Source organism: Tistlia sp. (assembly GCF_040905785.1).
GTDB lineage: Bacteria > Pseudomonadota > Alphaproteobacteria > Kiloniellales > DSM-21159 > Tistlia.
Map to the genome: position 1 here is coordinate 69,798 of NZ_JBBDQW010000072.1, position 26,668 is coordinate 96,465.

Annotated in this window: 22 protein-coding genes; 12 read left to right on the top strand and 10 right to left on the bottom strand. The window is 72.2% G+C overall.

Translation table 11 applies throughout. The annotated features are described in order from the left end of the window. Positions 1 to 10 precede the first annotated feature (10 nt). The 3 genes from WD341_RS16360 to WD341_RS16370 are packed head-to-tail and all read right to left on the bottom strand — an operon-like array spanning position 11 to position 4,783. Positions 11 to 1,540 carry a monovalent cation/H+ antiporter subunit D gene (locus WD341_RS16360; RefSeq protein WP_368426548.1) on the bottom strand — a complete coding sequence of 510 codons (1,530 nt, stop codon included), beginning with the start codon at positions 1,538 to 1,540 and terminating at the stop codon, positions 11 to 13. Then, complete coding sequence (locus WD341_RS16365; RefSeq protein WP_368426549.1) at positions 1,537 to 1,932, bottom strand: Na+/H+ antiporter subunit C; 396 nt, start codon at positions 1,930 to 1,932, stop codon at positions 1,537 to 1,539. Before WD341_RS16365 ends, WD341_RS16360 begins: the two co-directional genes overlap by 4 nt. 1 nt (position 1,933) lies before the next feature. Further along, positions 1,934 to 4,783 (bottom strand): monovalent cation/H+ antiporter subunit A, encoded by a 2,850-nt coding sequence (locus tag WD341_RS16370; RefSeq protein ID WP_368426550.1) that lies wholly within the window; start codon positions 4,781 to 4,783, stop codon positions 1,934 to 1,936. Positions 4,784 to 5,136: 353 nt separating this feature from the next. Between WD341_RS16370 and WD341_RS16375 the strand changes: the two genes are divergently transcribed. Beyond that, positions 5,137 to 6,258: a cyclase family protein gene (locus WD341_RS16375; RefSeq protein WP_368426551.1), complete on the top strand. Its 1,122-nt coding sequence runs from the start codon at positions 5,137 to 5,139 to the stop codon at positions 6,256 to 6,258. Between the two features lie 10 nt (positions 6,259 to 6,268). Here the strand turns inward: WD341_RS16375 and WD341_RS16380 are convergent, their stop codons facing one another. Further along, the gene (locus WD341_RS16380) at positions 6,269 to 7,390 is read right to left on the bottom strand and encodes an NAD(P)/FAD-dependent oxidoreductase (protein WP_368426552.1); all 1,122 of its coding nucleotides are present in this window, start codon (positions 7,388 to 7,390) and stop codon (positions 6,269 to 6,271) included. Positions 7,391 to 7,521: 131 nt separating this feature from the next. On the opposite strand from WD341_RS16380, the gene WD341_RS16385 reads away from it, so the two are divergent. The 4 genes from WD341_RS16385 (at position 7,522) to WD341_RS16400 (ending at position 11,169) form a co-directional block, all read left to right on the top strand. Continuing rightward, positions 7,522 to 8,937: an FAD-binding oxidoreductase gene (locus tag WD341_RS16385; protein ID WP_368426553.1), complete on the top strand. Its 1,416-nt coding sequence runs from the start codon at positions 7,522 to 7,524 to the stop codon at positions 8,935 to 8,937. Between the two features lie 230 nt (positions 8,938 to 9,167). Then, positions 9,168 to 9,362: a hypothetical protein gene (locus WD341_RS16390; protein ID WP_368426554.1), complete on the top strand. Its 195-nt coding sequence runs from the start codon at positions 9,168 to 9,170 to the stop codon at positions 9,360 to 9,362. Continuing rightward, complete coding sequence (locus tag WD341_RS16395) at positions 9,355 to 10,494, top strand: helix-turn-helix transcriptional regulator (RefSeq protein ID WP_368426555.1); 1,140 nt, start codon at positions 9,355 to 9,357, stop codon at positions 10,492 to 10,494. Before WD341_RS16390 ends, WD341_RS16395 begins: the two co-directional genes overlap by 8 nt. A 246-nt stretch (positions 10,495 to 10,740) precedes the next feature. Further along, the gene (locus WD341_RS16400; protein WP_368426556.1) at positions 10,741 to 11,169 is read left to right on the top strand and encodes a hypothetical protein; all 429 of its coding nucleotides are present in this window, start codon (positions 10,741 to 10,743) and stop codon (positions 11,167 to 11,169) included. 251 nt (positions 11,170 to 11,420) lie between these two features. Here the strand turns inward: WD341_RS16400 and WD341_RS16405 are convergent, their stop codons facing one another. Continuing rightward, positions 11,421 to 13,313: an aminopeptidase P family protein gene (locus WD341_RS16405; RefSeq protein WP_368426557.1), complete on the bottom strand. Its 1,893-nt coding sequence runs from the start codon at positions 13,311 to 13,313 to the stop codon at positions 11,421 to 11,423. A gap of 258 nt (positions 13,314 to 13,571) precedes the next feature. Here WD341_RS16405 and WD341_RS16410 point away from each other — a divergent pair, with 258 nt between their 5' ends. Further along, the gene (locus WD341_RS16410) at positions 13,572 to 14,195 is read left to right on the top strand and encodes a DUF1127 domain-containing protein (RefSeq protein WP_368426558.1); all 624 of its coding nucleotides are present in this window, start codon (positions 13,572 to 13,574) and stop codon (positions 14,193 to 14,195) included. Positions 14,196 to 14,276: 81 nt separating this feature from the next. On the opposite strand, the gene WD341_RS16415 is transcribed toward WD341_RS16410, so the two are convergent. The 3 genes from WD341_RS16415 to WD341_RS16425 form a co-directional block, all read right to left on the bottom strand. After that, positions 14,277 to 15,152 (bottom strand): 50S ribosomal protein L11 methyltransferase, encoded by an 876-nt coding sequence (locus tag WD341_RS16415; RefSeq protein ID WP_368426559.1) that lies wholly within the window; start codon positions 15,150 to 15,152, stop codon positions 14,277 to 14,279. 89 nt (positions 15,153 to 15,241) lie between these two features. Continuing rightward, positions 15,242 to 15,463, bottom strand: a complete 222-nt coding sequence (locus WD341_RS16420; protein WP_368426560.1) for a hypothetical protein — start codon at positions 15,461 to 15,463, stop codon at positions 15,242 to 15,244. Positions 15,464 to 15,613: 150 nt separating this feature from the next. Further along, on the bottom strand, positions 15,614 to 17,959 hold the full coding sequence (locus WD341_RS16425; RefSeq protein WP_368426561.1) for an ATP-dependent helicase: 2,346 nt from the start codon (positions 17,957 to 17,959) through the stop codon (positions 15,614 to 15,616). A gap of 241 nt (positions 17,960 to 18,200) precedes the next feature. Between WD341_RS16425 and WD341_RS16430 the strand changes: the two genes are divergently transcribed. From WD341_RS16430 to WD341_RS16440, 3 genes are all read left to right on the top strand, one after another. Next, positions 18,201 to 18,743 carry a PAS domain-containing protein gene (locus WD341_RS16430; protein ID WP_368426562.1) on the top strand — a complete coding sequence of 181 codons (543 nt, stop codon included), beginning with the start codon at positions 18,201 to 18,203 and terminating at the stop codon, positions 18,741 to 18,743. 143 nt (positions 18,744 to 18,886) lie between these two features. After that, entirely contained in the window at positions 18,887 to 20,029 is a 1,143-nt protein-coding gene (locus WD341_RS16435) for a succinylglutamate desuccinylase/aspartoacylase family protein (protein WP_368426563.1), read from the top strand. Between the two features lie 96 nt (positions 20,030 to 20,125). Further along, positions 20,126 to 21,157, top strand: a complete 1,032-nt coding sequence (locus WD341_RS16440) for a S1C family serine protease (protein WP_368426564.1) — start codon at positions 20,126 to 20,128, stop codon at positions 21,155 to 21,157. A gap of 12 nt (positions 21,158 to 21,169) precedes the next feature. Here the strand turns inward: WD341_RS16440 and WD341_RS16445 are convergent, their stop codons facing one another. Continuing rightward, a complete protein-coding gene (locus tag WD341_RS16445; protein WP_368426565.1) occupies positions 21,170 to 23,026 on the bottom strand; it encodes a chloride channel protein in 1,857 nt (618 codons plus the stop codon). 156 nt (positions 23,027 to 23,182) lie between these two features. Here WD341_RS16445 and WD341_RS16450 point away from each other — a divergent pair, with 156 nt between their 5' ends. Next, the gene (locus WD341_RS16450) at positions 23,183 to 23,689 is read left to right on the top strand and encodes an N-acetyltransferase family protein (protein ID WP_368426566.1); all 507 of its coding nucleotides are present in this window, start codon (positions 23,183 to 23,185) and stop codon (positions 23,687 to 23,689) included. On the opposite strand, the gene WD341_RS16455 is transcribed toward WD341_RS16450, so the two are convergent. Further along, positions 23,686 to 24,171, bottom strand: coding sequence for a thioesterase family protein (locus tag WD341_RS16455; RefSeq protein WP_368426567.1), 486 nt, complete (start codon positions 24,169 to 24,171; stop codon positions 23,686 to 23,688). The two genes, WD341_RS16450 and WD341_RS16455, sit on opposite strands and share 4 nt — an antisense overlap. A 163-nt stretch (positions 24,172 to 24,334) precedes the next feature. Here WD341_RS16455 and WD341_RS16460 point away from each other — a divergent pair, with 163 nt between their 5' ends. Together WD341_RS16460 and WD341_RS16465 are read left to right on the top strand one after the other, a co-directional pair. Next, entirely contained in the window at positions 24,335 to 25,285 is a 951-nt protein-coding gene (locus WD341_RS16460; RefSeq protein ID WP_368426568.1) for a hypothetical protein, read from the top strand. A gap of 282 nt (positions 25,286 to 25,567) precedes the next feature. Then, positions 25,568 to 26,512 (top strand): VacJ family lipoprotein, encoded by a 945-nt coding sequence (locus WD341_RS16465; RefSeq protein ID WP_368426569.1) that lies wholly within the window; start codon positions 25,568 to 25,570, stop codon positions 26,510 to 26,512. Positions 26,513 to 26,668: the final 156 nt, after the last annotated feature.

Consider the following 26,668-nt stretch of genomic DNA (forward strand, 5'->3'; position numbering starts at 1 on the left):
CTCCCTCCGGTCAGCCGCCGGCCGCGCGCTCGGCGCCGAGCACGGCCTCGATGTAGCCGGCTGGCGCATAGAGCTGCTCGGCCGTTCCCTCCAGGAAGCCCGTCACCGGACCGGCCAGCGCGCTCAGCACGACCATGCCGGCCAGCACCGCCGCGGTCGCCACGATCGGCAGCACCGGGCGCGCCGCCGCCGCGGCCTCGATCCGGCCCTCGAGCGCCGCGCTCTTCCAGAACAGCGCCGAGCCGGCGCGCGCGAAGCCGACGATGGTGACCAGCGAGGTCGCCAGGATCAGCGTCCAGATCACCGCCGTCGCCTCGCCGCCGCGCGCGCTGTCGAGCACCAGGAGCTTGCCGAGAAAGCCGCTGAGCGGCGGCATCCCGGCCATGCCGATCGCGGCCAGGAAGAACAGGCTGGCGAGCAGGCCGGTCTGGGCGAAGCGCGGTGCGGCCTCGAGCCGATCGCCGAAGCGGCCGCGGCGCGCCGCTACCAGGTCGGCGACCAGGAACAGCGCCGCCGCCGCCAGGGTCGAATGGACGAGGTAATAGAGCGCCGCCGCGGTCGCCGCCGGCGTGAACAGCGCGACCGCGGTCAACAGCGTGCCCATCGAGGCGATCAGCGCGTAGCAGATCAACCGCATCAGGCCGCCGGCACCGAGCACCCCGGCCGTGCCGAGGACCAGGGTGACCAGGGCCGCCGGCAGCAGCCAATCGCCGGCCGAGGCGGCGCCGTCGCCGGCCCCGGCGCCGAAGACCAGGGTATAGACCCTGATGATCGAATAGGCCCCGACCTTGGTCATGATGGCGAAGAGCGCGGCGACCGGGGCCGGCGCGTTGGCATAGGTCCCGGGCAGCCAGAAGTGCAGCGGCACCAGCGCCGCCTTGACCGCGAATACGACCAGCAGCAGCAGGGCGCCGACGCGCAGCAGGGCCTCGTCGCCGGGCGCCACCTGCTGCACCTTGACCGCGAGATCGGCCATGTTGAGCGTGCCGGTGACGGCGTAGATCGTGCCGACCGCGAAGAGGAACAGGGTCGAGCCGGCCAGGTTGACGACGATGTACTGGACGCCCGCCTTGAGGCGCTCGGCGCCGCCGCCGTGGAGCATCAGGCCGTAGGAGGCGATCAGCAGGACCTCGAAGAAGACGAAGAGGTTGAAGAGGTCGCCGGTCAGGAAGGCGCCATTGACGCCCATCAGCTGGAACTGGAACAGCGGGTGGAAGTGCCGCCCCCGGGCGTCCCAGCCGCTGGAGATCGCGTAGGTCAGCACCGCCGCCGCGAGCAGACCCGTCAGCAGGAGCATCAGGGCCGAGAGGCGATCGAGCACCAGCACGATGCCGAAGGGCGCCGGCCAGTTGCCGAGCTCGTAGATCTCCGGCCCGCCGCCGGCCGCGCGCAGGGCGAGGCCGAGCGAGACCGCGACCAGCGCCGCCGTGCCGACGGCCGAGAAGACGCGCTGCAGGGTCAGGCTGTGGCGCACCGCCAGCACCAGCAGCGGCGCGAGCATTGCCGGCAGGATGACGGGGACGACGATCCAGTGGTTCATCGGCGCTCGGCCTCCGCCGCCTCGCCGGCTGGACCGGTTTGGATCCCCCACTCCTGCGCCGTGGCGTCGAGCTCGGGGGTGTCGACGGCGTCGGTGCCGCACTCGAGGTAGGCCCTCAGCGCCAGGATCGTGACCAGGGCCGTCATGCCGAAGGAGATCACGATCGCCGTCAGCACCAGCGCCTGGGGCAGGGGATCGGTGTAGCCCGCGGCGTCGTCGGAGATCACGGGCGGGCGATGGACCGCAAGGCGGCCGGTCGCGAAGAGGAAGACGTTGACGGCGTAGGACAAGAGGGCGACGCCGATGATCACGGGAAAGGTGCGGGCGCGCAGCAGCAGGTAGACGCCCGCGGCCGTCATCGCGCCGATCCCGCTGGCGACCAGCAACTCCATGTCAGCTTCTCCCTGCGGTGCGCGGGTCGAGCGAAGGATCGATGTCCATCGGCCGGTCGCTGACCGGGCCCTCGGTGCGCCTGAAGACCCTAGACAGGTTGGCCAGGGCCAGCATCACAGAGCCGACGACGGTCAGGAACACGCCGACGTCGAAGCCCATGGCGGTGGCCAGCTCGAACTTCTCGAGCGGCGGGATGGTGACGTAGCCGAAGTCGCTGGTCAGGAAGGGCCGCCCGGCCAGCCACGCGCCGATGCCCGTGAGGCCGGCGATGATCACGCCGGCGGCCATCACCCCGTGGTAGTTGAGCTGCATGCGCTGCTGCGCCCAGGCGAAGCCGCTGGCCATGTACTGCATGAGCAGCGCGATCGCCACGACCAGGCCGGCGATGAAGCCGCCGCCCGGCGAGTTGTGGCCGCGCAGGAAGATGTAGAGGCCGACCATGATCGACAGCGGCAGCATGACCCGCGTCGCCACGACCAGCATCAGCGGATGGAGATCCTGGGCGCGCCGCTGGTCCGGCTGCCAGTTGCTGAGGCGTCTGAGGGCGGGCCCGTGGAGGGCGCCGTCGAGCAGCGCGAAGATCGCCAGGGAGGCGATGCCGAGCACGATGATCTCGCCGAAGGTGTCGAAGCCGCGGAAGTCGACGAGGATGACGTTGACGACGTTGGTGCCGCCGCCGCCCGGATAGGACTGCGCCAGGTGGTAGTCCGAGATCGTCTCGAAGTCGCGGGTCATGAAGGCGAAGGCGAGCGCGCCGGCGCCCAGGCCGCTGAGCACCGCCAGCAGGCCGTCGCGGCTCCGGCGCGGCAGGCTGCTGTCGAGCGGCGTCCGCTTGGGCAGCAGGTTGAGCGCCAGCAGCAGCAGGATCGTGGTCACGACCTCGACCGAGATCTGGGTCAGCGCCAGGTCGGGCGCCGAGAGGTAGATGAAGGCCATCGAGACGGTCAGGCCGACGACGCTGGTGGCGATCAGCGCGAGCAGGCGGTTGCGGTGCAGCAGCACCAGTGACAGGCAGGCGCCGACCAGCAGCGCCCAGGCCAGTACCGGCAGCACCGGCGCCGTCAGCATCGGCCGGGTTCCGGCGCCGTGGCCGCCCTGCAGGAAGGCGCCACCGCCGACCAGCAGCACGGCGGTCACGAGGATCGCCAGGTAGCGGCGCAGCGAGCCGTCGTGCAGCGCCTCGGTGGTGCGTTGGCAGATCGTCGCCGCCGCCTCGACGCCGCGGTCGAACAGCCGCTTGGCCTCGGGGCGCGGCAGCGCCAACCACCAAGCCTCCAGCGGGCGGTGGCGCCAGAGCAGCACCAGGCCGCCGAGCACCGCCAGCAGGCTGACGCCGAGCGCCGGGGTCAGGCCGTGCCAGAGCGACAGGTAGTAGTCGGGCAGCGGCCCGCCGATCACCGCGCCCGCGGTCAGCGCGACCAGCGGCCCGGCGACGAGCGCCGGGAGCAGGCCGATCGCCACGACCGCGGCGACCAGCAGGGCCGGGGCCAGCCACATGCCGGTCGGCGGGTCGTGCGGGTGGTGGGGATAGTCGTCGCGCTTCGGCCCCAGGAAGACGTGGGCCACGAAGCGGAAGGAATAGGCGGCCGAGAGGAGGGCGCCGAGGGCGACCAGCGCCGGCAGGATCCAGGGATTGCCGGCCCAGGGCGTGTGCAGCGCCTCCTCCAGCATCATCTCCTTCGAGATGAAACCGTTGAGCGGGGCGACGCCGGCCATCGAGAGCGCCGCGACGATGCCGATGGTGGCGGTCACCGGCATCAGGCCGGCGAGGCCGCCCAGGCGCTTGATGTCCCGGGTGTGGGTCTCGTGGTCGATGATGCCGGCGGTCATGAAGAGCGCCGCCTTGAAGGTCGCGTGGTTGAGGATGTGGAAGACCGCAGCGACCGCAGCCATCGGCGTGCCGAAGCCGAGCAGCATGGTCACCAGCCCGAGGTGGCTGACGGTCGAGTAGGCAAGCAGCGCCTTGAGGTCGTCCTTGAACAGGGCGATCCCGGCGCCGACCACCAGGGTGACGAGGCCGGTCGTGGCGACCAGGTAGAACCAGGCCTCGGTGCCGGCCAGTACCGGCCACATCCGCGCCATCAGGAACAGCCCGGCCTTCACCATGGTCGCCGAGTGCAGGTAGGCACTGACCGGCGTCGGCGCCGCCATGGCGTGGGGCAGCCAGAAGTGGAAGGGGAACTGAGCCGACTTGGTGAAGCAGCCGAGCAGGATCAGCACCAGGGCCGGCAGGTAGAGCGGCGAGGCCTGGATCGCCTCGCGCTGCTGCAGGATCGTCGTCAGGTCGTAGGAGCCGGCGATGTCGCCCAGGATCAGCATGCCGGCGATCATCGCCAGGCCGCCGCCGCCGGTCACCGCCAGCGCCATGCGCGCGCCCTGCCGGCCCTCGGGCAGGTGCTTCCAGTAGCCGATCAGCAGGAAGGAGCTGAGGCTGGTCAGCTCCCAGAAGACCAGCAGCAGCAGGATGTTGTCCGACAGCACGATGCCGACCATCGCGCCCTGGAACAGCAGCAGGAAGACGTAGAACTGACCCATCGGGTCGTCCTTGGAGAGATAGAAGCGGGCGTAGAGGATGATCAGCAGCCCGATCGTCAGGATCAGGCCGGCGAAGAACAGCCCGAGGCCGTCCAGGAAGAAGGTCGCCTGCAGCCCGAGCAGGGGCACCCAGTCGAAGCGGTTCTGCACGACCTCGCCGTTCAGCACGGCCGGCGCCTCGGCGAGCAGCAGCACCAGCGCGGTCAGGGTCACCGCGCCGGTCGAGAGGGCGCAGGCGTTCCGTCCCGCCCGAATCATCAGCGCCGGCAGCAGGGCGCCGGCGAAGGGAAGCAAAGCGATCAGTACCAGCGACATGCCCGGCCTATCTGTCCCACCCCATCCAGCGGCCGCGCGCTTCGAAGGCCCGGCGCGCCGCCGACGCCCCGCGACGGCGCTCGCGGGCCATAGCTACCATCCTTGCGCACGATTCCTCTAGCTTGCGCGGTCTCGCGGCCCGGCTAGGGCCTAAACGGTCCGGCTGTCCGGATCAATTCCCCCTGCGCCCCGCCGCTCGTTTTTGTTCGATCTGGGGCAGGGACCCAACCCGGCAAGCTGAAGTGCGCGCGAAAGGGCGCGGCGCGTTGACCTGCGACTGAAGCGGGCGTTCAATTCGCCGTACCCACAACCAGTGCCTGGAATCGGCACAGAGGCGAACAGGGGAGACAGAGATGGGACAGGACCAAATGAAGGAATCGGCCCGAGCGCAGGAAGGGGAGCGGCCCGCCGATCCGCAGGTGACCTCGGAGGCGCGGCGCCGCTTCCTGCTCTCGGCGGGCGCGACGGTGGCCGGCGCCGGTTTCCTGGCGCACCAGCTGAGGGGTGCCGGGTCGGCGCACGCGGCCGGTCCCGGCCCGACGCAGCTGGCCCAGGCTGCGGAGACGCCCGTCGGTCCGCAGTGGTGGCCGTCCAAGTGGGGTGCCGACGACCAGCTCGGCGCCTCCAACCACATGACCCCGGCCAAGACCATGGAAGCGGCGAGCCTGATCAAGACGGGCAAGGTCTACCCGATCGGCCACGTCTACGAGCCGGAGATGCCGCTGTTCGGCCAGCGGGTCTGGGCCCTGCGCATTCCCGGCGCCCCGACCGGCGGCGCCTTCGCCGACAACAAGGTGATCTGGAACGACGAGTTCCTGGCCACCGAGATCGGCCAGGTCGGCACCCAGTTCGACGCCCTCGGCCACATCGGCGTCGAGATCGACGGCCCGGGAAACCAGGCCGAGAAGCGCTTCTACAACGGCCACGCCATGTCGGAGATCGCGACTGCCTACGGCCTCACCAAGCTGGGCGTCGAGCACGTCAGGCCCTTCTTCACGCGCGGCATCCTGGTCGACGTCAAGGGCCTGAAGGGCGGGACCCTGACGGCCGGCCAGGAGGTCACGGTCGCCGACATCGAGGCGGCGCTCGATAAGCAGGGGCTCTCGGCCGAGGAGATCCGGCCCGGCGACGCGGTCTTCTTCCGCACCGGCTGGACCGACCACTGGATCGTCGACAACGAGACCTACAACGGCGGCGAGCCCGGCATCGGGCGGCCGGCCGCCGAATGGCTGGCCGAGAAGGACGTCTGCCTGGTCGGCGCCGACTGCTGGGGCGTCGAGGCGGTGCCAAATCCCGAAGGGCTGGCCTTCCCGGCGCACCAGATCCTGCTCGTCATGCACGGCATCTATCTTCACGAGAACCTGCAGTTCGAGGCGCTGGCGGCCGACGGCGTCTCGCTCTTCGCCTACATCTTCGCGCCGCTGCCGATGAAGGGCGCCACCGGCTCGCCGGGCGCGCCGATCGCGGTCGTGTAGCGCGGGGGTCTCAGGCCGCCGCCTCCTCCAGGCGCTCCAGCACCAGCTGGGCCAGGGCCAGGGAGGCGGTCAGGCCGGGGCTCTCGATGCCGTAGAGGTTGACTAGGCCGGGCACGCCGTGCCCGGCCGGTCCCTGGACGAGGAAGTCCGCCGGCGGGCGGCCCGGCGCCTGCAGCTTCGGGCGCATGCCGGAGTAGCCGGGCAGCAGGGCCCCGTCGGGCAGCTCCGGCCAGTAGCGGCGCACGGCCTCGTAGAAGGCGTCGGCGCGGCGCGGGTCGACGTCGAAGTCCTCGGGCCGCTCGACCCACTCGACGTCGGGGCCGAAGCGCGCCTGGCCGCCCAGGTCGAGAGTCACGTGGACGCCGAGGCCGGCGCTTTCCGGCATCGGGTAGATCAGCCGCCCGAAGGGCGAGCGGCCGGCCAGGGTGTAGTAGTTGCCCTTGGCGAACCAGGTCCTGGGGATGCTCTCGGCCGGCAGGCCGGCGATCCGCCCAGCGACCTCGCTGGCGTGGAGCCCGGCGGCGTTGATCACCGTGCCGGCGAGCAGCGCCATGGGCGCCGCGCCGCCGACCTCCAGGCGAATGCCGCCCGGCTCGCGCGCGCCGGCCTCGACCGGCGCGTCGAAGGCGAGCATGGCGCCGGCGGCCTCGGCGTCGCCCCGGTAGGACAGCATCAGGCCGTGGCTGTCGAGGATGCCGGTCGAGGGCGACAGCAGGGCCCCCGCCGAGCGCACCGCCGGCTCCAGCGCCGAGACCTCCTGCGGCGTCTGAAAGACCAGGTCCCCGACGCCGTTGGCCGCGGCCTTGTCGCGGAGCGCGCGCAGCGCCGGCAGCTGGCTCTCGTCGGTCGCGACGATCAGCTTGCCGCAGCGCCGGTGCTCGACGCCGTGGCTGGCGCAGTAGTCGTAGAGCGCCTGCTTGCCGGCGACGCAGCTCAGGGCCTTGAGGCTGCCGGTCGGGTAGTAGATGCCGGCGTGGATGACCTCGGAGTTGCGCGAGGAGGTACCGGTGCCGATCGCACCGGCGGCCTCGAGGAGGATCACCTCGCGGCCGGCGAGCGCCAGCGCGCGGGCGCAGGCCAGGCCGACCACCCCGGCCCCGATCACCACGGCATCGATGGGTTCCGCGCTCATCGGCTCTAGCTACTCCATGCGCCCCGCGGCGGGGAAGAGCCGCGGGCGCAAGCCCCTTTGCACTGGCGCACCTGCGCGCCATCTCTGCTAGTGTCGCCCACCCACGTGACCCTTCGAGAGGACCGCCCGCAATGAGCGTGCAGACCGCCCCCGCCCCGACCCCCGCGACCGCTTCCGCCACGCCGGAGGCGCTGCTCGAGAGCCTGCGCGAGCTGCTCGGCGAGCGGCTCTCGACGTCGGCGGCCGTGCGCGAGCAGCACGGCAAGGACGTCTCCTTCCACGAAGGCTTCCCGCCCGACGCCGTCGCCTTCGCCCACTCGACCGAGGAGGTCCAGGCGATCGTGCGGCTCTGTGCGAGCCACAAGACGCCGATCGTGCCCTTCGGCACCGGCACTTCGCTGGAGGGCCACATCGCCGCGCTCAAGGGCGGCGTCTGCATCGACCTTTCGCAGATGAACAGCGTGCTCCAAGTCAACGACGAGGACCTGGACTGCCGGGTCCAGGCCGGGGTCACCCGCAAGCAGCTCAACGAGTACCTGCGCGAGACCGGCCTGTTCTTCCCGATCGACCCCGGCGCCGACGCCTCGCTCGGCGGCATGGCCGCCACCCGGGCCAGCGGCACCAACGCCGTGCGCTACGGTACCATGCGCGAGAACGTGCTGGGCCTGACCGTGGTGCTGGCCGACGGCCGGGTCATCAAGACCGGCGGGCGGGCGCGCAAGTCGGCGGCCGGCTACGACCTGACCCGCCTGTTCGTCGGCTCGGAGGGCACGCTGGGCGTGATCACCGAGATCCAGCTCCGGCTCTACGGCATCCCGGAGGCGATGTCGGCGGCGGTCTGCTCCTTCGACACGCTGGAGGGCGCGGTCAATACCGTGATCCTGACCATCCAGACCGGCGTGCCGGTCGCGCGCATCGAGCTGATCGACGAAGTCCAGATGGACGCCATCAACCGCTACTCCAAGTTCGACTACCCGGTGAAGCCGACGCTCTTCTTCGAGTTCCACGGCACCGAGGCGAGCGTGCGCGAGCAGTCCGAGACCGTGGCCGCCCTGGCCGAGGAGCTCGGCGGCTCGAACTTCGTCTGGTCGACCCTGCCGGAGGAGCGCTCGAAGCTCTGGCAGGCGCGCCACGACGGCTACTGGGCGGCCAAGGCGCTGAAGCCCGGCGCCGGCGGCTGGGCGACCGACGTCTGCGTGCCGATCTCGCGTCTCGCCGAGTGCATCCTGGAGACCAAGAAGGACATCCAGGCCTCGAACCTGCTGGCCCCGATCGTCGGCCACGTCGGCGACGGCAACTTCCACCTGACCTACCTGATCGACCCCGACGACCCGGACGAGCTGAAGCGGGCTTCGGCGGCCAACGACCGCATGGTCATGCGCGCCATCGGCATGGGCGGCACCTGCACCGGCGAGCACGGCATCGGCTACGGCAAGATCGGCTTCCTCCAGGCCGAGCACGGCGAGGCGGTCAGCGTCATGCGCACCATCAAGCAGGCCCTCGACCCCGACGGCCTGATGAACCCGGGCAAGGTGCTGCCGGCCTAGAGGCTCGTCCGCCGGCAGCTCCCGCCGGCCGCACCGCCTCCACCAGTTACCTCCGGTTTACTCCGACGCTCGTCTGTACTACTCTTAAGTCCATTCGCGGCTGGCGGACGGAATGCACGAGCGCGTGCCTGGGGCGCAATCCCCGGAGCGCACGGCGGAGGCAGAATGGGCAAGCGCGAAAGTCCGGGATTCTCCCGGCGCCATCGGGCTACAGCGACGTCGCGCTCGCCATGAGCGACGCCGGTTTCGGGAGGCTCCTCGGCCAGATCTACGACGCCGCCCTCGATGCCGATCTCTGGCCGGGCGTGATCGCAGAGATGGCCGAGCTCGCCGGGGCCAAGTCTCACTTCCGTCATCCGACCGCAGGAGCGGCCCCCGAAGACCCGAATCCCGGGGCTCAAGGTCCTGGAGCCCGCGATGACTGAAGAGGAAGACGCCGAATTCAGCCGCACCATCGCCGCGCTCTACGAGGCCAGCGCGGCTCCCGACCTGTGGCCCGCGGCTGCGGCGGCGATGGCGCTCTATTGCGGCGCCGACGCGGCGCAGTTCATCCAGGTTCACGCGCATTCGCCGGTCCAGGTGCTCTCCTACGCCGGAGGGCCCGGCCATTCCCCCGCCGCCGAGAAGGCCTACGTCGACTACTATTGGAGGATCGATCCGCGCCAGCGGCATATGGATCGGGCGCCCGGCCGGCTGTTCCTGTGTCATGAGGTCTTCGACGAGGCCTTCGTCCGGACCAGCGAGTTCTACAACGACTTCTCGATTCCCCACGGCTTCCGCTGGATCATCGGCGGCCAACTGGTTTCGACAGGCGACGCGAAGCTCCAGCTTGCGCTGCTCCGCTCGACCGGCCGGCCGCATTTCACCCGCCGTGAGCTCGATCGCGCCGGCCGGGTCGTCCCTCACCTCGCCCGGGCCGCCCGCCTGGGCCACGGCTTTCTCGAGGCCCAGCATCGCTCCGGCGTGGCCCAGGCGGTGCTCGACAGCCTGCCCTGGGCCGTCGCCGTGGTCGCGGCCAGCTTGAAGGTTCTGGCGGCCAACGCCATGGCCGCCGCCCTGATGGAGACCGGCAGGCTTCCCTTGCGCGGAGGTCGGCTGTCGATGCCGGACCCGGCGACCGAGGCTCGCCTGAGAGAGCTCGTCGGCGATGCGATCCGCACGGCGGAGCGTCGTGGCGGCCGCGGCGGCGGGGCGCTGGCGCTCGATCGATCCGACGCGCCGCCCTGCCGACTCTTCGTCTCGCCGCTGCCGCCGCAGGCCGAGGCGGGCCTGATCGCCCCGCGGTCCGGCGACGGCTGTGCGCTGATCGCCGTCCAGCAGGCGGATGCGCGCGCCCGCCCGACCGCCCGCGCCCTGATGGATCTCTTCGGCCTGACCCAGGCCGAGGCGCGAGTCGCGCTCGAGCTGGCGGAAGGGCAGCGACTCGGGGAGATCGCCGAGAGGCGCGGCCTCTCGCCGAACACCCTGCGGAGTCAGGTCAAGGCGATCCTTGCGAAGACGGGGTGCCACGGCCAGGCGGACCTGCTCCAACGCCTGGCCTCGATGCCGTCGCTGTAGCCAGTCGGCACCGCCGAGCCCTCCCGCGCCGCCGCCCGGGCTTCCCTCCAGGCGGTTGTCTCCCCTGCGCCTTTGGCGTCGCCAATCCTTCGCCCGCGGCCGGAGAAAGCGCTTCATCACCCATCCGAAGGATGAACGCAGGGGCCCGTTGCGGAAGGATCGTGGCGGGGCAGGTTTCACGACCGTCCTGTCCCGGGGTGGGGGGCATTCCGGGGCCAAGCCCTCGGACGGACAGGGAGAGACGAGATGAGGAACTTGATCCTGGGCACGATCGTGGGACTGGCGCTCGCCGCCTGCGCGTCCAAGGCGGAGCAGATGGCCGAGGCCGGCAAGGAGCCGCTCGGATCACAGGCGGCGCTTCGCTTCATCGCCGATACCACGGAGCGCGGGACCGCGGATAACGGCAGCGACTACGTGATCTATTGGGATCCCTCGGGGGAGATGCGCGGACTGGCCACCTGGAGCGGCGGCAGCGAGACGGATCGCGGCCGCTGGTCTGTGAGCGAGGACGGGCTCTTCTGCCGCCAATGGCAGGAGTGGCGCGATGGCGGCGAAGGCTGCTGGCGCCTTTACGACGCGGGCGAGGAGGTGGTCTTCGCGCGCGTCTCCGGCACGGCCAGGGACGGCACGCTGAAGAAGGAGGAGATCGTCCAGGGCAACGTCGACAACATCTGACGCCGCGATGGCTCCGGCCCGGGGGCGTCGCAAGCCTGCTCCTGGGCCGCAGGACGGAGAGTGAAGCTGCCATTTCGCCGGCCACTTCACGCTCTCCGGCAGGCTCGGGACGAAGCAGCTAGGTCCCAATCGCTTCGTTCCGAGCTTGTCCGAGGCGCCGTCCCCCGACGGCGAAGCCAACTCCTTCGCTGCCGCCCGGACTTCCGGAAGCGGGTCTCGACACTCGGGCCGGGGCCGCCGCGGCCGGGCTCCTACTCTCGCTGCAGCGGCGCCGTCGCGGATTCCAGCCAGCGCCTGTCCGCTTCCCCGAGCAGGGGCGACAGGCTTTTGCGCACGCGGGCGTGGTAGGCGTCGAGCCAGGCCAGCTCCTCCCCGCTCATCAGCGAGGGCTCGATGGCGGAGCGGTCGATCGGCGCCAGGGTCAGGGTCTCGAAGGCGAGCATCGGCTTCTCGTCGTCCGGCCGGGCGTCCTCGACCACCGCGACGAGGTTCTCGATGCGGATGCCGTAGGCGCCCTCCTTGTAGTAGCCCGGCTCGTTCGAGACGATCATGCCGGGCCGCAGCGCCACGGCGTTCGGCAGCTTGGAGATGCGCTGCGGGCCCTCGTGCACGCCGAGATAGCTGCCGACGCCGTGCCCGGTGCCGTGATCGAAGTCGAGGCCGTCCTGCCAGAGGCGGCTGCGCGCCAGGGCGTCGAGCTGGCTGCCGGTGGTGCCGGCGGGAAAGCGCTGGCGGGCCAGGGCGATGTGGCCCTGGAGCACCCGGGTGAAGCGCTGCCGCAGCTCCACCGCGACCGGCCCGATGGCGACCGTGCGGGTGACGTCGGTGGTGCCGTCGAGGTACTGCGCGCCCGAATCGACCAGCAGGAACTCGCCGCTCTTCAGCCTCCGGTTGGTCGCCGGCGTCGCCCGGTAGTGGATGACCGCGCCGTTCGGGCCGCTGCCGGCGATGGTGTCGAAGGACAGGCTGCGGAAGCGCTCTTCGGCGGCGCGGAAGCGGGCCAGGCGCTCGATCGCCGCCAATTCGTCCAGACTGCCGTTCGACGCCTCCTCCTCGAGCCAGTGCAGGAAGCGGCTGAGCGCGGCGCCGTCGCGCCGGTGGGCGGCGCGCGCGCCCTCCAGCTCGACGGCGTTCTTGCAGGCCTTGGGCAGCAGGCAGGGGTCGTCGCCCTCGACGATCTCGCTGCCGCCGTCGGCCAGGCGGTCGAAGATCCAGGCGCCGGCGCTGCCGGGATCGGCCAGCACGCGCCGCTTGCCGAGGGCCTCGAGGGCAGCGCCGAGCGCCTCGGGCGGGCGCAGGGCGACGCCGTTGCCGAGGTGCTCGGCGAGCTGCGGGTCGGCGACCTTGGCGGAGGCCACGAACCACTCCACGGTGGCGTCGTCGCGCAGGATCGCGAAGGACAGCGGCAGCGGCGTCCTGGTGACGTCGCCGCCGCGCACGTTGAGCAGCCAGGCGATCGAGTCCGGCTGGGTCAGCACCGCCGCCGCGATCTTCTCGGCGCCCAGCCGCTCGGCCAGCTCCGCCCGCTTCTCGGCCGAAGGCCGGCCGGCGAAGTCCAGCGGGTGGGGCACGACCGGCGCGGCCGGCGGCGCCGGGCGGTCGTGCCAGACGGTGTCGAGCGGATTGCTCTCGACTGGCACCGCCTCGCCGCCGGCGCGCCGGCAGTCGGCCTGCAGCCGGCGCACCTGGGCTTGGCTGTGCAGGTGCGGGTCGTAGCCGAGGCGGCGGCCGCCCAGGTGCTCGCCGAGCCAGGCCGAGAGCGGCTGCTCGCTCATGTGGCGCGGCTCGAAGAGGGCGGTGTCGACCTGCTGGCGCGCCTGCAGGGTGTAGCGGCCGTCGACGAAGATCGCCGCGCGCTCGGCCAGCACGGCGGCGCTGCCGGCCGAGCCGGTGAAGCCGGTCAGCCAGGTCAGCCGCTCGGCCGAGGGCGCCAGCTCCTCGCTCTGGTGTTCGTCGGCATGGGGCACCAGGAAGCCGTCGAGGCCGCGCCCGGCGAGCTCGCGGCGCAACGCCTGCAGGCGCTGCGCGCTCTCGGACGTGGCGGTGGCGCTCTCGGACGTGGCGGTGGCGGTCTCGGACGTGGCGGTCTTGGGCGGGGCGGTCGGGGTCGGGGCGGCGCGGGTCTGGGGAGAGGCGGGGTTCATGAGCGAAAGCTATGCGCGCCGCCTCGGCATCGCAAGCGGGCCCCCCGCAGGAAGTCCTTGCGCACCAGCCACGGGGACCGTGGCAAGCCTTTCGTTGGGCTTAACGCAAGGCATGACGGCCCCGCAATGCTGCAGTGCAAAATGCCCGCTCACGCCCGACGCGCCGGAGGCTTATCTCCTTTGAGTGAACGCTCGCTCCTACCAATTTCTGATGGAAGCGGGCCCAGCAGAACGCGCTAAAATTGGAAGGACAGACTTGTGACCCGCCTTATCGACCTCGAGGGCCAGCGCCGCATCGACGCGGCACTCTTGCCCTTCGAAAGCCCCGAGCGCCTGATGATGCGTGCCCGCCGCGAGCAGGCCCGCTACATGGGCGAGTTGACCCGGATGACGGTCTCGGCCGTGACCCGCGTCACCGGCCTGGCCGCGCTCAGCGACTCGCTGCGCCGCCACACCGTCTACCGCCGCACGGTCGACGAGCTCAGCCAGCTCGACGACGCCGTGCTCGCCGACATCGGCATGACCCGCTCCGAGATCCGGCGCCGGGCCCTCGAGTGCTCGCGCGATGCCGTCCCGGCCCGCCAGCGCTGGTGGAACCGCGCCGCCGCCTGGCTGGCCACCGTGCGTGACGAGCAGCGCACCGTGCGCGAGCTCTCGGCCCTCGACGAGCGCATGCTGCGTGACATCGGCATCGAGCCCGGCAGCCTGCGCGGCACCGCCGAGCGCATGACCGGCCCGAGCCGTCCGATGGTCATCGAGGCCGTCTCGGCCCTGCGCGAGGCCGCCGTTGTCATCTTCACGCCCTTCAAGCAGGCGCGCGACCAGCAGATCAGCCAGGCGCTGACCGAGGTCGGCCAGACCACCGGCAAGCGGGCGGCCTGAGGCATGGCAGCAGGCCCACGGGCGAAAGCTTCGTACTGAGCGGGGCGAGTCGGGATCGGCTCGCCCCGTTTGGTTTTGCGCTCACCCCGGCCGCTGCAGCAGCAGCACCGACCACTCGTTGAAGTGCCAGCGCCCGAGCAGCCGCAGGCCGACCGCCCGGTGCTTGGCCAGGACCCGGCGCTCCTGGCGCACCAGCAATCCCGACAGCACGACCAGCCCGCCCGGCGCCAGGTGCCGCGCCGTGCCCAGCGCCAGCCGGCAGAGCGGCCCCGCCAGGATGTTGGCGACGATCAGGTCGTAGGGCGCCGCGCCGCGCAGCCGCGGGTGAGCGTAGCCCGTGGCGCCCAGGGTCTCGATGCCCGGTGCGCCGTTGGCGCGGACGTTCTCCCTGGCGACCCGGACCGCCGCCGGATCGATGTCGGCGGCAAGCACGCGCGCCGCCGGCCACAGCCGGGAAACCGCCAGCGCCAGCACCGCCGAGCCGCAGCCCAGGTCGAGCGCCCGAGCGACCCGGTGCCGCTTGGCCAGCTCGGTCAGCGCGACCAGGCAGCCGTAGGTCGTCTCGTGGCGGCCGGTGCCGAAGGCCTGGTTGGCGTCGATGCGGAGCGGCAGGGTGCCGGGCGGCGGCGGCGTCGTGACGTGGCTGCCGTGCACCCAGAAGCGGCCGGCCTGGATCGGCTTGAGCTCGGCCTGGCTCTCGGCCACCCAGTCGGTCTCGGGCAGCAGGCCGAGCTCGAAGTCGGGCATGGCGCCGCCCGTGGCCAGGGACGCCGCGGCGAGGCGCGCCGTCACCCAGCCGCGGTCGGGCTCGTCGCCGAAGTACCAGGTCATGCGCACCCGGCCGTCGCTGCCGGGGACGTCGGTCGCCAGCGCGCCCTCGAGCGCGGCCAGGGCGCGGTCGAACAGCTCGGCGGCGGCGGCGGGCGCCTTCAGGCTCAGTCGGTAGATCGCGGACATCGGCCAGCCTCTGGACGAGGCGGCGCCGCCGGTCAAGCGGCTTCACGCGCGTCCTGCCGGATCGCCCGCCGCCAAGCCTTCGGTCGCGGTCAGTCCAGCTTGTCGGAGAGGTAGCCGGCCCCGGCGCCGAGCGCGCCGCCGATCGCCGCGCCGCAGGCGACGCAGCCGCCGGTGACCACCGTGCCGACGGTGCCGACGGCGGCGCCGATGGCACCGCCCGAGAGGGTCCGCTGCTCGCTGTTGCTCATGCCCGAGCAACCGGCGAGGCCGAAGGCGGCAACCAGTGCCGCCGCGAGAGTCCAGGTGCGCATTGCGATCTTCTCCTTCGTCCCCTGAAGCGTCCGCGCCCTTAAGCGCCGTTGCTCCGAAAAAGTTGCAGCGGGGTAAGGAGATGGCCGCGATTGGGTCGTCGGCGAGTCCCTCGAGCGGCCGAAATGAGGCGGCGAGCGGCCGCTCCGGCTTCAGCCGGCCTGGTCGGCCGGCACCAGGAAGGCGGCCATGACCTTCTTCTGGTCGCCGTGGTCGAAGGCGACGGTCAGGCGCTCGCCCTCGACGGCGGTGATCGTGCCGTAGCCGAACTTCTTGTGGAAGACCCGCTCCTCGCACGCGAAGCCGTGAGCCACCCTGGCGGCGCCTTCCACGCGCCGCGCCTCGAGGTCCAGCGTCGGGCCGCGGCCGGCGAAGCGCTCGCCGCCCTCGGCTGCGCGTGCCTTCTGGGCGCGCAGCATGCCCGGCGTGGCGCGCGTCTCGCCCCACTCCTTGAAGCCGCTCCCGAAGCCGCCGCCGGAGCCGCCACTGGCGAAGGCGGTGCCGCCCCAGGCCGCCGCCGAGGCGCCGTAGAGGCCCTGGTCGCTCTCCTGCTCGACGTGCTCCGCCGGCAGCTCGTCGACGAAGCGCGAGGGAATCGCCGCGTTCCAGGAGCCGTGCAGGCGCCGGTTGGCGGCGAAGGAGACGATCGCGCGCTTGCGGGCCCGCGTCAGCCCGACGTAGGCGAGGCGGCGCTCCTCCTCGAGGCCGCGCAGGCCGCTCTCGCCGAGCGCCCGCTGGTTCGGGAACAATCCCTCCTCCCAGCCCGGCAGGAAAACCGTGTCGAACTCCAGGCCCTTGGCGGCGTGCAGGGTCATCACCGTGACCTGGTCGGCGCCGCTGTCCAGAAGGCTTTCCATGACCAGGCTGACGTGCTCGAGGAAGCCGGCCAGGCTGTCGAACTCGGCCAGGGCGTCGACCAGCTCCGTGAGGTTCTCCAGGCGGCCCGGCGCCTCGATCGAGGTGTCGGCCCGCCACATCGCCAGGTAGCCCGACTCCTCGAGCACGATCTCGGCCAGCTCGGGATGCGGGATCGCGCCGACCTGGGCCTGCCAGCGCTCGAATCCGGCGACCAGGGTCGCCAGCGCGCGCCGCGCCTGGGGCCTCAGCTCCTCGGTGCCGACGGTCAGGCGCGCGGCCTGGAACAGCGAGACGCCCTGGCTTCGGCGAACCTGCTGCAAACTCTGCAGCGCGGCCTCGCCCAGGCCGCGCTTGGGCACGTTGAAGATCCGCTCGAAGGCGAGGTCGTCGTCGGGCTGCGCGATCAGGCGCAGGTAGGCGAGGGCGTCGCGGACCTCGCGCCGCTCGTAGAAGCGCGGGCCGCCGACCACCCGGTAGGGCAGGCCGATGGCGACGAAGCGCTCCTCGAACTCCCGCGTCATCGCGCCGGTGCGCACCAGGATCGCGATCTCCGAGAGCGCGTGGCCGCCGCGCTGCAGCGCCTCGATCTCCTCGCCGACGAAGCGCGCCTCGGCCTCGCCGTCCCAGAGGCCGCGCAGGCGGACCTTCTCGCCCTGGTCGCCCTCGGTCCAGAGCGTCTTGCCCAGGCGGCTCTCGTTCCAGGCGATGAGGCCGGAGGCGGCGCCCAGGATATGCGGCGTCGAGCGGTAGTTGCGCTCCAGGCGGATCACCGTGGCGCCGGGGAAGTCCTGCTCGAAGCGCAGGATGTTGCCGACCTCGGCGCCGCGCCAGCCGTAGATCGACTGGTCGTCGTCGCCGACGCAGCAGATGTTGCGGTGGCCGGCGGCGAGCAGGCGCAGCCAGAGGTACTGCGCGACGTTGGTGTCCTGGTACTCGTCGACCAGCAGGTAGCGGAACTGCCGCTGGTAGCGCTTCAGCACCTCCTCGCGCCCCTGGAAGATCGTCAGGCAGTGCAGCAGCAGGTCGCCGAAGTCGCAGGCGTTGAGCTCCAGCAGTCGGGCCTGGTAGGCGGCGTAGAGCTCGCCCATCCTGCCGCCGGCGAGGTCGCCGGCCTCGGCCGCGGAGATCCGGTCGGGGGTCAGGCCGCGGTCCTTCCAGCGCTCGACCACGCTCAGCAGCATGCGCGCCGGCCAGGTCTTGTCGTCGATGGCGAGGGCGGCGACCTGCTGCTTCATCAGGCGCAGCTGGTCGTCGGGATCGAGGATCGTGAAGTTCGGCTTCAGGCCGACCGCCTCGGCCTCGCGGCGCAGGATGCGCGCGGCCAGGGCGTGGAAGGTGCCCATCCACCAGCCCTCGACAGAGGCGATGCCGAGCAGGGCCGCGACGCGGTCCTTCATCTCGCGCGCCGCCTTGTTGGTGAAGGTGACCGCCAGGATCTGCGCCGGGACCGCCTTGCCGGTCCACAGCAGCTGGGCCAGGCGCGCGGTCAGCGCCCGCGTCTTGCCGGTGCCGGCGCCGGCCAGCATCAGCACCGGCCCGTCGAGCGCCTGGACCGCCTGGCGCTGCGGCTCGTTGAGGCCGGCGAACCAGGGCGGCTGGCGGCCGTCGGTGGTCGGGGGGAGTGGGTCGGAAACGGACATGATGCGACTATATAGCGCCGCCGCCCGCGAGTCGGCAGGGCAGGGGGCTAGAAGTTCGGCGGCGGCTTCGCGATCGACGACCGTCTCGACCGCGCAACTTGGAAGGCGGCAGCGCTGCCGGTACGGGTGAGCGGCACCGGCGGGTGCGCGAGGGGGCCGGCGCCTTGCTTGCGCACGAGCCCGGTTGGTAGTTTCCGCTCCGGCATCTGCCAGGCAATCTCAGGAGCCCACGTCTTCGTCGATGGATGATTCCCAGATACCGCCGGCGAACGCTGCGCACGTCACCACCGGACAGCCGGTCCTGCTGGCCCTGTACCGTCACTGGACCGCCTTGTGCGGCGAGCGGCGGTTTCCCCGGCGGCGGGATGTCGATCCCGCAGGGATGTGGCGGCTCATCGAGAACGTCATGATGATCGAGGTGGCCTATCCGGCGGTCGGATCGCCAGCCGACTCGCGTCCGGTGTTTCGCTACCGCCTGATCGGTACCGGCGTGACCTTCGCCGCAGGCTACGACCTGACCGGCAGCAGCTTCGACGACCTGCCCGACCTGGAGTTCCGCGCCTTCTGCCAATCGCTGTTCGAACGAGCGCTGGCCCTGGCGGAGCCGGTGAGCGCCGCCGGAGAGCGCACGATCGACGGCGAGCGCTGGGCGTTCGACTCGATCCTGCTGCCCTTGTCGGAGGACGATCGGAGGATCGACGCCTTCCTGGCCGCCCTGGTCTATCCGAGAAATTGGAACAGGGGCAGGCGGCCGAAGCCACCCTGGAACTGGCACAACGCGTAAGGGCGGGCAGGCAGCGCGTAAGGGCGGGCAGGCAGCCGTCGACCTGCCGCCGGAAGCCGGCCGCCCCGGCTGCCGTGCCCCCGCCCTGGATTTTTCCGGTGCGCCTTGCGAAGGTCCCCGCCTTGCAGCCCCCGGAGCATCCCATGCCACGCCACATCGAGCGCCTCGTCCTGTCCCGGCCGGCTCCCGGCACCGAGCGGGTGCTGCGCGCCTACCGCTGGGGGGCGCCCGACGCCCGGCCCAAGGCCTACCTCCAGGCCGCCCTGCACGCCGACGAGACGCCGGGCCTGCTGGTCGCCCACCACCTGACCCGCCTGCTCGACGCAGCCGAGTCGGCGGGGCAGCTTCGCGGCCAGGTCGTGCTGGTGCCCTACGCCAATCCGCTCGGCCTCGCGCAGTTCGTCAACGGCCAGCAGCTCGGGCGCTACGAACTCTCCGGCGGCGGCAACTTCAACCGCAACTGGCCCGACCTCGCCGCCCTGGCCGGCGACGCCCTGGAGGGCCGGCTCGGTCCCGACCGGGCGCGCAACGTCCAGGTCATCCGCGCGGCCCTGGTCGAGGCGCTGGCGGAGCAGCCGCAGCCGCCGAAGGAGCTCGACCGCCTGCGCCTGGCGCTGGCGCGCCTGGCCTGCGACGCCGACCTGGTGCTCGACCTGCACTGCGACGACGAATCCCTGTTCCACCTGTTCCTGATCCCGCAGCACTGGCCGAGCCTGAGCGACTTGGCGCGCGAGCTGGGCAGCCAGGCCGTGCTGCTGGCCGAGGATTCCGGCGGCGGCTCCTTCGACGAGGCCTTCTCGGGCCCCTGGCTGCGCCTCGCCCGGCGTTTTCCCGACGCCGTGATCCCGCCAGCCTGCGAGGCCGCGACGGTCGAGCTGCGCGGCGCCGCCGACGTCAACGACGAGATCGCCCGGCGCGACGCCGAGGCGCTGCTGCGCGTCCTCGTGCGCCGCGGCTTCCTCGACGGCGCGGTCGGCGAGTTGCCGGAGGCGCTCTGCGAGGCCACCAGCCTCGATGCCGTCGACACCATCAAGGCCCCGGCCGCCGGCGTGCTGAGCTACCGGGTCGGTCTCGGCGCCGTGGTCCGCAAGGGCGAGGTCGTGGCCGACCTGATCGACCCCGCCGCCGAGGATCCCCGGTCCGGCCGCAGCGAGATCTGCGCCGCGACCGACGGCTTCCTGCTCTCACGCCGGGCCCACAAGTTCGTCGCCGCCGGCGATTCGGTGGCCAAGGTCGTCGGGCGTGAGCCCCTGCCGCACCGCACCGGCTACCTGCTGGAGGATTGAACGGCCCCGCCCCTTGCCGGGCCGCGGCGCCGGCGCACCTTGGAAGGGAGTCTCCAGTCACCCGACTCCCGGACACAGGTGGTCGCGATGCGCCCGATGAAGAACCTGCTGTCGGCCCTGCTCCTTCTGCCGCTGGCGGCGGCCGGCGCGCTCGCCCAGGGCGGGGAGCGGCCGCTCGACCCGCGGAGCCTGGATCTCTCCGCCGTGGTCGGCATCGAGGCGACGATCCTGCCCGAGGGCAGCACCGCCGGCAGCCTGGGGTCGACCCGGCTCGGCAACGGCGTGCTGATCGACGCCGCCGAGGGCCTGGTGCTGACGATCGGCTACGTCGTGCTGGAGGCGGCGGCGGTCGACCTGCTGATCGCCGCACCGGACCCGGCGGCGGCAACCCGGCGCGTCCCGGCCGAGGTGCTGGCCTACGACGGCGAGACCGGCTTCGGCATCCTGCGCGCCAGCGCTCGGCTCGGCCTGGAGGCGATGGCGATCGGCGAATCGGCCGCCCTCGAACCCCGCGACCCGCTGCTCAGCGTGACCTGGAGCGACGCCGGGCCGGTGATCGCGCCGGCGCTGCTGATGGCGCGGCGCGAGTTCGCCGGCTACTGGGAGTACCTGCTGCCCGACGCGCTCTTCGCCGCGCCCTCCCGGCCGAACTGGGCGGGCGCAGCCCTGCTCGACGCCGAGGGCCGGCTGGTCGGCCTCGGCTCGCTGCAGGTCGGCGACACCATCGGCGCCGCCGAGGCCGGCGGGCCGGTCATAGCGGGCAACATGTACGTGCCGATCGACGCCCTGAAGCCGATCTACGGCGAGCTGGTCTCCTTCGGGCGCAGCCGCAAGGCCGCGCGGCCCTGGCTCGGCCTCCATTCCACCGAGCTGCGCGGCCAGGTCGTCGTGGTCCGCACGACCGAGCGCAGCCCGGCCGCCGAGGCCGGCATCGAGCCGGGCGAGATCGTCCAGGCGGTCAAGGGCGAGCCGGTGACCGGCCTCGCCGACTTCTACCGCAAGCTCTGGGCTCTCGGCGACGCCGGCGTCGAGGTGCCGCTGACCCTGCGCGGCCCGGACGGCCGGCGCGAGCTGACCGTCAAGTCCGTCGACCGCGTCAGCCGCCTGCGCCTCGACCAGACGCTTTAGCTTCCGGCGGTCTCACGGCCGGCCGCCGGTCTCCTCCGCCTGGCCGAGCAGCAGGGCGCGGTGATAGGCGGCCATGACCTCGTGCTCGTGAGCGAGGCCGAGCAGGCGGCGGCTGTCGCGGTCCTCGATCACCGGCAGGTGCGCCTCGCCGGTCTGGCGGAAGACCCGGATCGCGGTCTCCAGGCCGTCGTCGGCGGCGAGCAGGGGCGGGCTGGTGCGCGCCAGGGCGAGCGCGTCGAGCTCGGGGTGCTCCTCGCCGTCGAAGGCGACGGCGGCCAGCTCGCCGTAGGTGATCAGCCCCTTCAGCACGCCCTTTTCGTCGACCACCAGCAGCTCGCCGTAGCGGGCGCCGGCGAAGGCCTCCCGCACGCTCGCGAAGGAGGCGTCCGGCGGGACGCTGGAGAAGGCCTCGTCGAGCAGGCCGCGCACCTTGGCGTCGCGCAGCAGGCCGACGTCGCGGCCGCCCTGGACCAGGACTCCGCGGCGCGCCAGCTGCCAGGTGAAGTAGGAGTGCCCGTGCAGGTGCTGGACGATCAGGCTGGCGATGGCGGTGGCGATCATCAGGGCGATGGTCAGGGCGTAGTCGGCGGTCATCTCGAAGACGATCAGGATGGTCGAGATCGGCGCGCCCAGCACGGCGCCGGCGACCGCGCCCATGCCGACCACCGTGTAGGCGCCCGGTCCCGAGGCGAGCTCCGGAAAGACGCCGCCGGCGAGCAGGCCGAAGGCGCCGCCGACCATGGCGCCGACGAACAGCGAGGGCGAGAAGATGCCGCCGCCGAAGCCGGCACCCAGGGTGACGGCGGTCGCCGCGGTCTTGGCGACGACCAGGGCGAGCAGCAGGGCCAGGCCGTAGTGTTCCTGCAGCGCGGCGTCGGTCGCCTCGTAGCCGACGCCCAGCACCTGCGGGAACTCCAGCGCGACGAGGCCGACCAGCAGGCCGCCGACGGCCGGGCGCAGCCAGCGCGGCAACCGGCTGCGCTCGAAGCACCAGTCGGAGAACAGGATGGCGTTCATGAAGAGCAGCGCCGCCACCGCCGCCGTGACGCCGAGCAGGGCGAAGGCCGGGAACTCCAGGAAGGAGACGCCGAGCTGCGCCTCCGGCAGGATGAAGGCCGGGAAATTGCCGTAGTGCATGCGGCTGACCAGCGTGCCCATGACGCTGGCGATGACGATCGGCGCGAAGGTCGAGAGCGCGTAGTGCCCGACCACAACCTCGAGCGCGAAGAAGACGCCCGCGATCGGCGCGTTGAAGGAGGCCGCGACCGCTGCCGCCACGCCGCAGCCGAGCAGCATGCGCATCTGGCGGCGGCCCAGGTGCAGGCGGCGCGCCAGATGCGAGCCGATGGTGGCGCCCAGGTGGACGACCGGTCCCTCGCGCCCGGCCGAGCCGCCGACGCCGAGCGAGACCGCCGAGATCACGGCCGCCTTGATGCCCGTGGTCAGCGACATGCGTCCGCCCTTCAGCGCCGCCGCCTCGATGACCTCGCCGACCGCCTGGGGCCGGCCGCCGGGCATCAGGCCGCGCACCAGCAGGCCGACCGCCAGCCCGCCGAGCGTCGTAACCAGCAGCAGCTGCCACCAGGGGAGCGCGGCCGCCGCGCTGGCTAGGTTCTCGCCGGCGGTGCCGAAGCCGAGCCACTGCACCGCCCCGATCAGGCTGCGGAAGCCGATCGCCGCGGTGCCGGCGAGCAGGCCGATCAGCACGGGCGCGACGGCGATGATCAGGTAGTCGGTGCTGGCGATCTGCCGCAGGCCCGTCACCAGGCGGCGCCGCGACAGCAGCGGCGGGGCCGCCGCCGGGCTCTCCGTCCGGCGCGGCCGTCCCTCCGGCGGGCGGCCCGCAGGCCTGTCGCTCTTCACGGTCATCGTCCTCGGCGGCTTCCCTGGGGCGCCTCCCGGCGCCCCGAAACCGCCCCCTTCCTCCGACTGACGTCGCGCGGCGTGGGACGCTAGACTGCGGCGGCCGGCGGCGTCGGCACAAGGTTCGATGCAGGGCAGCAGGGGAGAGCGGCGGTGCCAGAGGTGACGATCCGAGCGGCCGTCGAGGCCGACTGTCCCGCGATGCTGGCCCTGATCCGGGAGCTCGCCGCATTCGAGGGCCTGCTCGACCGGGTGAGCGTGGACGAGGCGCGCCTGCGCCGCGACGGCTTCGGGCCGCAGCCCCGCTTCCACTGCCTGCTCGCCGTGCAGGACGGCGGCGCCGGCCGGGACGAGCCGGTCGGCCTGCTGCTCTACTTCCCGATCTACAGCACCTTCGCGGGCGAGGCCGGGCTCTACGTCGAGGATCTGGTGGTGCACGCGGGCGCGCGCGGGCGCGGCGTCGGCCGCGCGCTGCTCGCCGCCTGCGCCGCCGAGGCCGAGCGACAGGGCTGCTCGCGGCTGCAGCTCGCGGTGCTCGACTGGAACGAGCCGGCGCGGCGCCTCTACGAGAGCCTGGGCTTCCTGCAGCCCGCCGCCTGGCAGGCCTACGGGCTGGTCGGCGGCGCCTTCGACGCCCTCGCCCGTGAGGGCCGGGCGCCGCTATCCTAGCGCGGCGTCGGCATGACGATGGCCTTGCCGACGATCGCCGGGCGGGGCAGGGCGGCGTGGGCCCGCCCGATCGCCTCGACCTTGGCGTAGATCTCGTCGGGCATGGCGGTGACGCGCCGGGTCGCCAGGTCGACGAACAGGCTCATCCATTCGACCGTGGCGGCCAGGAAGCCCTCCTCGGCGTGGTGCATGGTCATCACGGTGTGCAGGCGCTTGCGGTCGTAGCCGACCAGCTGCAGCGCCATGACCAGCGGCGCCTCGACCTTGAGCTCCGCCTGGTAGGAGACGTGGGCCTCGACCGCGAAGATCGTGCCGCCGGTGCGGTCCCGGAACGCCTTGTCGACGCCGACCGAGTCCATGAAGACGTCGTAGGCCCGGTCGAAGGCGACGAGGTAGTAGGCGACGTTCATGTGGCCGTTGTAGTCGATCCAGTCGGGCTGGACCTTCAGGCGCTTCAGTTCCAGCGGCCCCTCGCTCGGCATCGGGCGCAGCTCCTCTTGGCAGGGGTGTTTTCGGAAGGCGGCGGTGTTTCGGAAGGTGGCGGAGCCTAGCCAATTGGCCGGGTCGGGGAAAGCCGGCTAGTTTGGCGCAGAAGCGCATCCGCCGGCCCGGCCGGTGCCGCCCCTCTGTCTCGCGGAACCCCTCTTGGCTCTCCTCGCCTTCCTCGGCCGTCACGGCCCCAAGGCCCTCTTCCTGGGCGTCTTCCTCGGCATCGCGCTGCCCGACCTGGCAAGCCTCGCCCGGCCCCTGGTCGGTCCCTCGGTGACGCTGCTGCTGCTGCTCGCACTGCTGCGCGTCGAGTGGCAGGCCATGGGCGCCGTCGTTCGCCGACCCCTGCTGTGCGGCGGCCTGATCGCCTGGATGATGCTGGCCTCGCCGCTCGCCATGGCGGCGGTCCTGCACCTCCTGCCGCTGCCGCTGCCGCAGCCCCTGGTGATCGCCCTCGTCCTGATGACCGCCGCGCCGCCGATCGTCGGAGCGGCGGCGGTGGCCATGCTGGTCGGCCTGGACGGGCCGCTGGCGATCGTCATCGCGCTCGGCTCGACGCTGCTGGCGCCGCTCACCGTGCCACCGCTGGCGCTGCTGCTGCTCGACCTGCAGCTCGAGGTCGGCCTGCTCGAGCTGATGGCGCGCCTGGCGCTGATCGTCGTGCCGGCCTTCGTCGGCGCCTGGCTGCTGCGCCGCCTGGCCGGCCTGCCGCGCCTGCGCGGCCTGACCCACCAGATCGACGGCCTGGTCGTGGTCGTCATGCTGGTCTTCGCCGTGGCGATCATGGACGGCGTCACCGCGACCCTCTTCACCCGGCCCGGCACCGTGGCGCTCTGGCTGCTCGCCGCCTTCGTCGCCAATCCGACACTGCAGCTGGTCACGACCCTGGCCTTCCGGCCGCTTGGCCTCAAGCGGGCGCTGACCGCCGGCCTGCTCGCCGGCAACTGCAACATGGGGATGATGCTGGCGGCGCTGCCGAGCGGTTCCGACTACGACATCGTCCTGTTCTTCGCCCTCGCCCAGCTGCCGATGTACATGCTGCCGGCGCTCTTCCTGCCGGTCTACCGGCGGCTCCTGGCGCGCGCCGGCGGCACCACGGCCGCGTGACGTGCGCGGCCTCGGGGGCACAGCGACTGAGGCAAATCTGCCACAGGCCCCGCGGCGGACTGGGGGAGGATCGGCGACCCATCTGGCGCCGGACGCGGTCCTATGATATCCGCATTCCCGCTAGGGTCCGAAGTTGTGGGGTGCCAGGGGGGCCGTAACGGCCACCGATCCGGCAAGCTGCCCTTAACTTTTTCGGCCCAGACTCCCGGGGCGCCTTCCCCTCGATGGAGAGGCGCCGCAAGGAAACGGGGGTGTGACGTGAGAGGGCGGATCGGGAAGACCATGGGTTCAGAACTCGCCTCCGACCGGCGCGCCTCCGACCGGCGTGCCTCCGACCGGCGTGCCTCCGACCGGCGCGAGGGCGTCCGGCGCAGCGTGATCGGCGCCGTGGCGGCCTGTACGCTCGGCCTGCTGGCGGGCTGCGCGCAGACCGGCAGCGACGTGCCGCGGACCGAAGCCTCCGCCGGCCTCGCCGAGGCGGCGGGGCCGGGCGACCAGCTCGCGCAGAACGCCCTGTCCGACATCTACGCCGACGGGGCCGGCGGCTACGGCGAGATCTGGGATCCCCTCGAGCCGGTCAACCGCTTCATCTTCGCGATCAACGAGACGATCGACATCTTCCTGCTGCGGCCGATCGCCGTGACCTACCGCTTCTGGACGCCTGACGGCGTCCAGCACACGGTGACCAACTTCGTGCGCAACCTCGACGCGCCGGTCGTGCTGGTCAACGACCTGCTGCAGGGCGAATGGGTGCGCGCCGAGAACACGGCGGGCCGCTTTTTCATCAACTCGATTGCCGGCTTCGGCGGGCTCTTCGACGTGGCGACGCCCTCGGGCTATCCCTACCACGAGGAGGACTTCGGCCAGACCCTGGGCAGCTACGGCGTCGGGCCGGGCCTCTACGTCGTGCTGCCGCTGTTCGGGCCTTCGAACGCGCGCGATGCGGTTGGCCTGCTGGTCGACTCCTACACCGACCCCTGGAACAACCTGGCGCGGGCCAAGGACGCGCCGGAGTACATGTACGCCCGCGGCGCGCTGAAGGGGCTCGACCTGCGGGCCCGCAACATCGACACGCTGGACGAGGTCAAGCGCGACGCGATCGACTACTACGCGCGCCTGCGCTCGCTCTACACCCAGCGCCGCGCCGACCAGATCCTCAACGCCTCCGACGAGGAGGACGCGGCCGGCACCGTGATCTCGGAAGCAGAGCAGCGCAGCTCGCTCTGACCGGATCCGCCCGGACGCCCATCTGGGCCTGCACGGTCTAGGGAAAGGTGCCTGGCCGGGTGCGGGCCGGCGATCATCGACGCTGTGGCGGCCCGCCGGAAACGCCGGTCGCCAGGCCGTACAGGAAGGAGCTTCGATGCAAGTTACGCCCATTCG

Coding starts and splice junctions, on each gene's coding strand:
- WD341_RS16360 (WP_368426548.1), bottom strand. CDS start 1,540: ATGAACCACTGGATCGTCGTCCCCGTCATCCTGCCGGCAATGCTCGCG.
- WD341_RS16365 (WP_368426549.1), bottom strand. CDS start 1,932: ATGGAGTTGCTGGTCGCCAGCGGGATCGGCGCGATGACGGCCGCGGGC.
- WD341_RS16370 (WP_368426550.1), bottom strand. CDS start 4,783: ATGTCGCTGGTACTGATCGCTTTGCTTCCCTTCGCCGGCGCCCTGCTG.
- WD341_RS16375 (WP_368426551.1), top strand. CDS start 5,137: ATGGGACAGGACCAAATGAAGGAATCGGCCCGAGCGCAGGAAGGGGAG.
- WD341_RS16380 (WP_368426552.1), bottom strand. CDS start 7,390: ATGAGCGCGGAACCCATCGATGCCGTGGTGATCGGGGCCGGGGTGGTC.
- WD341_RS16385 (WP_368426553.1), top strand. CDS start 7,522: ATGAGCGTGCAGACCGCCCCCGCCCCGACCCCCGCGACCGCTTCCGCC.
- WD341_RS16390 (WP_368426554.1), top strand. CDS start 9,168: ATGAGCGACGCCGGTTTCGGGAGGCTCCTCGGCCAGATCTACGACGCC.
- WD341_RS16395 (WP_368426555.1), top strand. CDS start 9,355: ATGACTGAAGAGGAAGACGCCGAATTCAGCCGCACCATCGCCGCGCTC.
- WD341_RS16400 (WP_368426556.1), top strand. CDS start 10,741: ATGAGGAACTTGATCCTGGGCACGATCGTGGGACTGGCGCTCGCCGCC.
- WD341_RS16405 (WP_368426557.1), bottom strand. CDS start 13,313: ATGAACCCCGCCTCTCCCCAGACCCGCGCCGCCCCGACCCCGACCGCC.
- WD341_RS16415 (WP_368426559.1), bottom strand. CDS start 15,152: ATGTCCGCGATCTACCGACTGAGCCTGAAGGCGCCCGCCGCCGCCGCC.
- WD341_RS16420 (WP_368426560.1), bottom strand. CDS start 15,463: ATGCGCACCTGGACTCTCGCGGCGGCACTGGTTGCCGCCTTCGGCCTC.
- WD341_RS16425 (WP_368426561.1), bottom strand. CDS start 17,959: ATGTCCGTTTCCGACCCACTCCCCCCGACCACCGACGGCCGCCAGCCG.
- WD341_RS16430 (WP_368426562.1), top strand. CDS start 18,201: ATGGATGATTCCCAGATACCGCCGGCGAACGCTGCGCACGTCACCACC.
- WD341_RS16435 (WP_368426563.1), top strand. CDS start 18,887: ATGCCACGCCACATCGAGCGCCTCGTCCTGTCCCGGCCGGCTCCCGGC.
- WD341_RS16440 (WP_368426564.1), top strand. CDS start 20,126: ATGAAGAACCTGCTGTCGGCCCTGCTCCTTCTGCCGCTGGCGGCGGCC.
- WD341_RS16445 (WP_368426565.1), bottom strand. CDS start 23,026: ATGACCGTGAAGAGCGACAGGCCTGCGGGCCGCCCGCCGGAGGGACGG.
- WD341_RS16455 (WP_368426567.1), bottom strand. CDS start 24,171: ATGCCGAGCGAGGGGCCGCTGGAACTGAAGCGCCTGAAGGTCCAGCCC.
- WD341_RS16465 (WP_368426569.1), top strand. CDS start 25,568: ATGGGTTCAGAACTCGCCTCCGACCGGCGCGCCTCCGACCGGCGTGCC.